This is a genomic window from Mesorhizobium sp. M1E.F.Ca.ET.041.01.1.1 (assembly GCF_003997355.1).
Taxonomy (GTDB): Bacteria; Pseudomonadota; Alphaproteobacteria; order Rhizobiales; family Rhizobiaceae; genus Mesorhizobium.
Map to the genome: position 1 here is coordinate 1 of NZ_RZSL01000308.1, position 7403 is coordinate 7403.

General features: G+C 64.3%; 9 protein-coding genes. 5 read left to right on the top strand and 4 right to left on the bottom strand.

Going from position 1 to position 7403, the window contains the following annotated elements; translation table 11 throughout:
• On the bottom strand, positions 1-724 hold a 724-nt coding region (locus EOA38_RS22450; RefSeq protein WP_145966028.1), incomplete at its 3' end, for an MBL fold metallo-hydrolase.
• A gap of 105 nt (positions 725-829) precedes the next feature.
• Here EOA38_RS22450 and EOA38_RS22455 point away from each other — a divergent pair.
• Positions 830-1495: a metalloregulator ArsR/SmtB family transcription factor gene (locus EOA38_RS22455; protein ID WP_127300282.1), complete on the top strand. Its 666-nt coding sequence runs from the start codon at positions 830-832 to the stop codon at positions 1493-1495.
• Positions 1496-1676: 181 nt separating this feature from the next.
• Here the strand turns inward: EOA38_RS22455 and EOA38_RS22460 are convergent, their stop codons facing one another.
• The gene (locus EOA38_RS22460) at positions 1677-2321 is read right to left on the bottom strand and encodes a hydrolase (RefSeq protein ID WP_127300283.1); all 645 of its coding nucleotides are present in this window, start codon (positions 2319-2321) and stop codon (positions 1677-1679) included.
• Between the two features lie 154 nt (positions 2322-2475).
• Between EOA38_RS22460 and EOA38_RS22465 the strand changes: the two genes are divergently transcribed.
• From EOA38_RS22465 to EOA38_RS22480, 4 genes are all read left to right on the top strand, one after another.
• Entirely contained in the window at positions 2476-3369 is an 894-nt protein-coding gene (locus EOA38_RS22465; protein WP_126094366.1) for a LysR family transcriptional regulator, read from the top strand.
• A gap of 181 nt (positions 3370-3550) precedes the next feature.
• Positions 3551-4612 (top strand): glycosyltransferase family 2 protein, encoded by a 1062-nt coding sequence (locus tag EOA38_RS22470; RefSeq protein WP_127300284.1) that lies wholly within the window; start codon positions 3551-3553, stop codon positions 4610-4612.
• Entirely contained in the window at positions 4587-5279 is a 693-nt protein-coding gene (locus tag EOA38_RS22475; RefSeq protein ID WP_127300285.1) for a class I SAM-dependent methyltransferase, read from the top strand. The genes EOA38_RS22470 and EOA38_RS22475 overlap by 26 nt, the downstream gene beginning before the upstream one ends.
• A complete protein-coding gene (locus EOA38_RS22480; RefSeq protein ID WP_126094363.1) occupies positions 5257-5700 on the top strand; it encodes a GtrA family protein in 444 nt (147 codons plus the stop codon). The genes EOA38_RS22475 and EOA38_RS22480 overlap by 23 nt, the downstream gene beginning before the upstream one ends.
• A 20-nt stretch (positions 5701-5720) precedes the next feature.
• On the opposite strand, the gene EOA38_RS22485 is transcribed toward EOA38_RS22480, so the two are convergent.
• Positions 5721-6344: a hypothetical protein gene (locus tag EOA38_RS22485; protein WP_127300286.1), complete on the bottom strand. Its 624-nt coding sequence runs from the start codon at positions 6342-6344 to the stop codon at positions 5721-5723.
• Positions 6331-7403 (bottom strand): hypothetical protein (locus EOA38_RS22490; RefSeq protein ID WP_127300287.1); only part of this gene is annotated, 1073 nt, incomplete at its 5' end. The genes EOA38_RS22490 and EOA38_RS22485, both read right to left, overlap by 14 nt.

A 7403-nucleotide genomic window follows, 5' to 3' on the forward strand; every position in this document is an offset into this window, starting at 1 on the left:
GCGCTCCGGCGTTCGCCGCCCGGGTTTTGGCGGCGTTCGGCGGCGGGGGAGGGATGTCGGAGGTCATGGCGGCGACGAACTGGTCCTCGTCCTCGATGCGGAAGGCCTTGTTGAAGCGCCGTTCGAAGCCGATCGTCGATGTCGGCTTGCCGCTCAGCGATCGCCCGCACACCGACCCGGAATAGGCGCCCGGCAGCACCTCGATATGGTCGGGCAGTTCCTTCAGCCGTCGTACGCTGGCATAGAGCGCCCGGGCGCCGTCCTCGGCACTCGAGGCAAGCTCGGTGCGGCCGAGATCGCCGACCATCAGCGTGTGGCCGGTGAGCACGAACCAGGGCTCGGTCGACCGGGTCCGGTCGGTGACAAGGAGGCTGAGGTGCTCCGGCGTGTGGCCCGGCGTATGCATCACGGTCGCCGTCACATTGCCGAGCTCCAGCACCTCGCCGTCCTTCACCCGCCGGAACGGGAAGCCCGCCTCGGCGCCTTCGAACAGCACGTATTCGGCGCCGGTCGCCTCGGCGAGCGCTCGCCCGGTCGAGATATGGTCGGCGTGGATATGCGTGTCGACGACGTAGAGGATGCGCATGCCGGTCGCGCGCGCGGCCTCGACATAGGGCGCGATGTCGCCGACCGGGTCGACGACCGCCGCCGAAGCCTTGCCGCCGCAGCCGAACAGATAGGAAGCGGCAACCGGGTCGGTATGCAGGAACTGCCTGAGAATCATCGCTTTTCCTCCGCGCCGTGCGCCAACCCGTGCGAGCAGCCCGGCTTGACAGCAATGGTCGAAACCGTCATTCAATTATTCTATTGAATGACGGTAGAAAGGCCGATGTCAATCCGCAATCCGAAACAGGCGCTCTACGAGCAGTTCGCGGTCGTCGCCAAGGCGCTCGGCCATCCGCTGCGCCTGGAAATGATCGAGCATCTGGCGCAAGGCGCACGCAGCGTCGAAGCGCTGGCGGCCAAGCTCGGCCAGCCCGTCGCCAACATCTCCCAGCATCTGCAGGCGCTGCGCCGCGCCGGCATCGTTTCGGCCCAGCGGGATGGAAAATTCGTGCATTACTCGCTCGCGGATGACAGCGTGCTCAATGCCTTCGCGTCGGTGCGCGCGGTCGCCGAGCGGCAGCTCGCCGAAGTCGATCGCATTGTGCGTGGCTATTTCGGCGCACGTGACGACATGCGGCCGGTCGGGCGCGACGAACTCCAGGCGCTGATGCGCGATGGGCTGGTGACGCTGATCGATGTCCGCCCGCCCGACGAGTTCGCGCTCGGCCATGTGCCCGGCGCGATCAACGTTCCGCTCGGCGAGATCAAGGCCTGGTCCCGCGGTGCCGATACCAGCCTGGAAATCGTCGCCTACTGCCGCGGCCCCTGGTGCGTGATGTCCTTCGAGGCGGTGGCCGCGCTGCGCTCGCTTGGCCATTCCGCGCGCCGCCTGGAGGACGGCATGCCGGAATGGAAAGCCGCCGGCCTGCCGGTGGAAATGGTCGCCTGACGGTGTGGCTGATTAGGCGGGGCGGAATGCCCGCGGGCCGAAAGGGCCCGCGGCTGCGGCATTTGCGTTCATTGGATCTGTTCCCGAGATTACAGGGGCCTCTCTGCAGGGCGAGGATGGCGAGGGCCGGCAAACAGATCGATCCCGACCCTCACCGAAGTGCTCGCCATCCCGACCCGGATCAGCCAGCTACGGGCGTGTTGAGAAGCTGCTGCTCCCAAAGATACGCGATGCCGCTGCCGCCGAAGTGCTGGATGAGAATCTCGGTCAGCTCCTCGACATGCTCGGTGCGCGCCCAATCGCGTTGCCATTCGCCAGCGAGCGCCATCACGGTCATCACGTTCGCGCCGGCCACGATCATTCGCTGGATGGCAACTTCGTGAGACTCCTTCGAAATCCCGCCCGACGCGTCGGTGATCACGGTCACGTCCCAGCCTTCGCCGGCGGCCTGGATCACAGGCATTGCGACGCAGACCTCGGTCCACAGGCCGGCGATGATCAGCTGCTTGCGGCCGGTCGCCTTGACGACGTTCACCACATTCTCGTCCTGCCAGGTGTTCACCCAGGTGCGATCGATGACTTCCTGGTCCGGAAATACGTCGGTGATTTGCTTAAAGAGAAGTCCACCGCGCGCCGCGATCACGCTGGCGAGAATGGTCGGAACATTGAAGGCTTTTGCTAGCTTCGCCAGCGCGGTCGTGTTGTTGACCACCATGTGCGGATCGTGGCTGTTCAGGTTCGCGAGTTGATAAGGCTGGTGATCGATCAGAACGAGGACCGAGTCTTCAGGACGAAGAAGCGAATCAAGTCCGTTACGAGGGGTCATCAAGACTTCCTTTCTCTGCCGCTATGGACGGCAATGGGGTGACGGGAGACATGCGTCAGGGGGCGACGTTGCCTGGACGCAATTTGCTGTTCCTTTTGGCGATGCGGTAGTGCCATAGTCAGGCAAGCTGTGTCGCGAAACGAGGAACGCCAAATTGGACATCGAAGATCTACAGACATTCGTCGCTGTGGCCGATGCCGAGGGCGTATCGGCTGCCGCGCGCCGGCTCGGCGTCTCCAAGTCAATCGTCAGCCGGCGGCTTTTCCGGGTTGAAGCGGAACTCAGCGTCCAACTGCTTGCCCGCACGACCCGCGGCGCCGCGCTTACGGAAGCGGGAATCACGTTCAGAGACCATGCGGCCCGAGCCATCGCCGAGATCGATACGGCCAGGGAAACGATGCTCCCAACCGGTGAGCTGCGCGGCCGCCTGAGGGTTGCCATGCCGCTTTCTTTTGGCCCGACCCACTTCGCTCCCGTGCTTGCGGAAATGGCGCAACACCACCCGCAACTCCAAATCCATACCTCCTACAGCGATCGCTTCGTCGATCTGATCGCCGAAGGTTTCGATTGCGCGATCCGGGTTGGTTACCTTCAGGACTCCAACCTGATCGCGAAGCGCGTCGGGCCGATCTATGGAAAGCTTGTCGCAAGCCCGGATTACATCAAAGCGCACGGTTCACCTGAGACGGTAGAGCAACTCGTCAACCATCAGGCCCTCATGCAAGGAACGGAAGCCTGGCAGTTCATGGATGGCGACAAGATCGTCACGGTTCAGCCGCAGGGCAGGTTCAAGGCCGACAACGCTACGGCGCTTGCCGCCGCCGCAGTGGCAGGGCTCGGCATCGCCTGGCTCCCTGATTGCATCACGTATGACTATGTGGCCTCCGGTGCGCTCGTTCCGATTATGACACGCTATCCTCCACCTTCGGCGGGCGTGTATGTCGTCCGGCCGCCGGGTCAGCACCCCGCACGGAAAGTCCGGATCCTTATCGAAATGCTGATCGAGTACTTCGCACGAAATCCGGACGTTTGGGGTCTCGACCGTTAAAACAGGAACGGGGCGAAGAGCACGGCCGGCTTGTAACGCGGCCGAGCCGGGCAAGGATCGGTGACAGCGCGTCAATGGCATCGGCTTGACCGCCCGGCCCGGCAAATCCGACGTCCTGCCCTTCTTTCACAAATTAGCGATTACTCATGGAACCTTGTGGCCGGTGTTCCATTGCAACCGAATGCAAGAGCATGTCCAGCGATTCCGGACGCGGGCACCGTCCCCACGCTACTCATTGGTGCTGCCGATATACAATGAGGAAGAGGTATTGCCCCTGCTGGTCGAGCGGATCAGCGCACTGATCGCGAAACTGGACGGAGAGGCCGAGGTCATCTTCGTCGACGACGGCAGCAGCGATCGAAGCGTGAGCTATTTGCGCCGCATGGTCGCCGCCGAACCAAGCTTCCGCCTGATCGAGCTTTCCCGCAACTTCGGCCACCAGATCGCCATCACCGCCGGCATGGAAGCAGCCGCCGGCGAGGCCGTCATCGTCATGGACGCCGACCTGCAGGATCCGCCCGAGGTCGTTCTCGACCTGGTGGCGAAGTGGAAGGAGGGCTTCGAGATCGTCTATGCAAGGCGCGTCAGGCGCGAGGGCGAAACCTGGTTCAAGCGCTTCACCGCCAGCCTTTTCTATCGGCTGCTGGAGAGGATGACGCCTGTCGACATCCCGCGCGACGTCGGCGATTTCCGCCTCGTCGGCCGCAAGGCGCTGGACACGTTCAGGCGCATGCCCGAGCACGACCGTTTCGTCAGGGGCATGTTCGGCTGGATGGGTTTCAAGCAGGCGGCGGTGCCGTTCGAGCGCCCGGCGCGGACGCTTGGCGAAACCAAATACCCGTTCTGGAAGATGATGCGGCTTGCGATCCACGGCATCGTCAGCTTTTCGGAGCGGCCTCTGCAACTGGCGCTGTTTACCGGATTGGCGATTTCCGCTCTCGCCCTTGTGTTCGGCGCCTATGCCATCCTGGCCTGGATCCTCGAGACCGGCGTGATTGCCGGCTGGACATCCACGGTGGTGATCGTGTCGCTGCTCATCGGCATCAATCTCTTCATGACCGGCGTGATCGGCCTTTATGTCGGCAGCATCCACGCGGAAGTGAAACGGCGCCCGCTCTATGTCGTCGAAAGGCTGAGCGGCTTCGATCGGCCGATGCGCGTCGCCTCCCGCGATAAGCGCGCATCGTTTCGCAAGTCTGGGAGCGGGGTTACGGCGAATGTCCGATCTTTTCGACAGCTATAGGTCCAGCTACGGCGAGGCGGTCGAGGGCTCGATCCGGTTCTCCGGGCTGAAGCATGATTTCTTCCTGCGTGCCAAGGCCGAGCTTTTGCGACGCCTGATTGTCGAGCAAGACCTTCGGCGGGGCAGAGCAGGCATGCGCGCGCTCGATGTCGGCTGCGGCGTGGGCTCACTTCATCCCCATCTCGCGGATGTCTTCGATCGCCTCGACGGCTGCGACGTGTCGGAGGAGTCGCTCTCGCGCGCCAGTAGGGAGAACCCGCGCGTCACCTACAGCGCCTGCACCACCTCGCGCCTGCCGTACCCGGACGGCATGTTCGACCTGGCGTTCGCCAGCTGCGTCGTCCACCACGTGCCGCCTGCGGCGTGGCTGGATTTCTTCCGTGAGATGCGGCGCGTCGTGCGACGAGGCGGGCTTGCCTGCATCATCGAGCACAATCCCTACAACCCGCTGACCCGCATGGCAGTGTCGAGGTGCCCGTTCGACAAGGACGCTGTCCTGCTCAGCGCTGGCAAGGCAGCATCGCTGCTTGGGCAGGCGGGCTTCCGCGACGTCCGCTGCGAGCATTTTCTGCTCCTGCCGTCGGCCAGGCCACTTTCCCGGAAACTGGAGCGCTCGCTGGCCGCCCTGCCGCTCGGAGCGCAATATGCCTGTGTCGCACGCGTCTGAACATCGTTCCGGCGCCGGCCTGAAGCTCCTGGCGCGCTTCGGCTCGGTCGGCGTCGTCGCCACCATCCTCTATGCCGCCCTGGCAGCGGTCTTTGCCGGATCGGAGCGGATCGGCCTCGGGCCTGTCGAAGCCTCGTTGGCGGCCTATGCAGGCGCGGCCCTGTTTTCCTATCTCGCGCACAAGTTCTTCACCTTCATGTCGGACGGATCGCATCGCTCGCAGGCGCCCCGTTTCGCGCTGCTGACGGCGATCGGCCTCGCCGTGGCCTACGCGGCGCCGTGGCTGCTGACGGTGAAGCTCGGCCTGCCGCTCTTCGTTCCCGTTCTCCTCACCTGCCTGGTCATCCCGGCGCTCAACTTCCTCGTGCTCGACCGGTGGGTCTTTGCCGAGCGTCGCCCACAGGACGGCGGGTCGACCTGAGCGCGATCCGCAGAGATGCTTCAAAGCGCATCCAGCCGTAACGACGTCAGCTTGATGGCGCGGTTGTAGATATTGCTGGCGTCGGGGCTTTGTGGGATCCCATCGGGATAGTCGAAGACCAGTTCCAGCCTCGCCCTGCCGGCCAGCGCGGCTTGCGGAATCACGAAGGACACCGTTGCTGGCCCGGCGCCCGCCAGCGTCGCCCGATGTACCTCGGTGCCGTTCGCCGAGATGACGATCCTTTGCGAGGTCTGCGGCGGGCGGATGACGGGGATGATTTCGAGCGTCGCCTGAAGCCCGTCGCGGAGCGGCGGCAGGGCAAGGCGCAGGCGCGAGGTCTCGCCCAGCGAATGGGTGCCGTCGGCCACCGGCCCCGACCAGCCGCAGACCATCATGCCCATCGCCTCACTGGCGCCGTCGGAGCGGAACGAGACAGTCCGGCCCGGCGTGTAGCGCCCGACGGCGTCGCGATTGAGGCAGGTCGTCGTCTTGTCGATGTAATAGGCGCGATAGTCGTCGTCGACTTGAGGATTGAGGGCAAGCGCAAGGATGGCGATTTCGGCCGTGGCGAGAGCGCCTGCCAGGGCGTAGCCGGCGAGTGTGAGCGGGGGAATGGCCGATCTCGTCGGCTCAGACCAGAGCAAGATAGCCTCCAAGCCATGCGAGGGTCATGAAGTAGCAGGTGGTGAGGAAGACGATCAGGGCCACCGCAAATGTCGGCTTCGACGCCGACAGCAGCACGGCCGCCAGCATCGTCAGCGGCGCAAGGCCGACCACATAGCGGACCATGGAGGCCAGGTTCGAGGTCAGCGGCAGGATGAGGGCGATCGCGCAGAACAGCGCCGCGCCATATTGCCTGCGAGCCGCCAGCACGCCCGTCAGCGCCAGTCCGCCGATCGCCGTCAGCGCGCTCCATTGCGGCGCCGAGGGCAGCCAACCGGACGCGGGGTGATAGGAAAGCCCGTCCCACAGGAACAGGAGCGGGCTGCCCCCCACGCGCCCGAACGCGCGCTGGACATGGGCGAAGGCGAACCCATCCCCGAGCGTGACATGCAGGAAGAACATAAAGGCGAACACGCCGGCTGGCGAGATGAGTATGGCAATGATGAGATCCGGCCGGCCAAGCAGCCGGCGCGGGAAAGCGCTCGCCGATCCGCCCTTGGCGCGATGCTCCTCGAACATGCGCATGACGATCGCCAGAACGGCAAAGACGCCGACCGGCCGCGTCGCCGAAAGAAGCGCGCAGGACAGGCCGGCCGCGAGATAGTTCGAGCGTTTGAGCGCCAGGAAAAGGCATGACGTCAAAAGCACGAACAGCGGCTCGGTGAGGAAGGTGGCGAAATAGAAGGAGAACGGGCCGCTCAGCAGGAAGGCGCAATAGAGCACATAGGCACGCATGTTCTTGTCCATAAGCGGCCACGCCGTCAGGCATGAGACGTAGCCGCATGCCAGCGATATCGCCGTGGCTATCAGGATTGTGGGGACAGGAAGAATGGAGCGGACCGCCGCCACCAGCATCGGATAGAGCGGAAAGAATCCCCATCGTCCGATATTGGTGTGGCCCGGGATCGGAAAGCGCTCATAGCCCTGCTCGGAAATGTCCACATACCAGGTGCAATCCCACTTGCAGAAAGCGCGAACGTACGCCGTGAGGCTCGTAGCCGGCGACACCGACGCAAATGCGCCATAGCGGATGGCAAGAC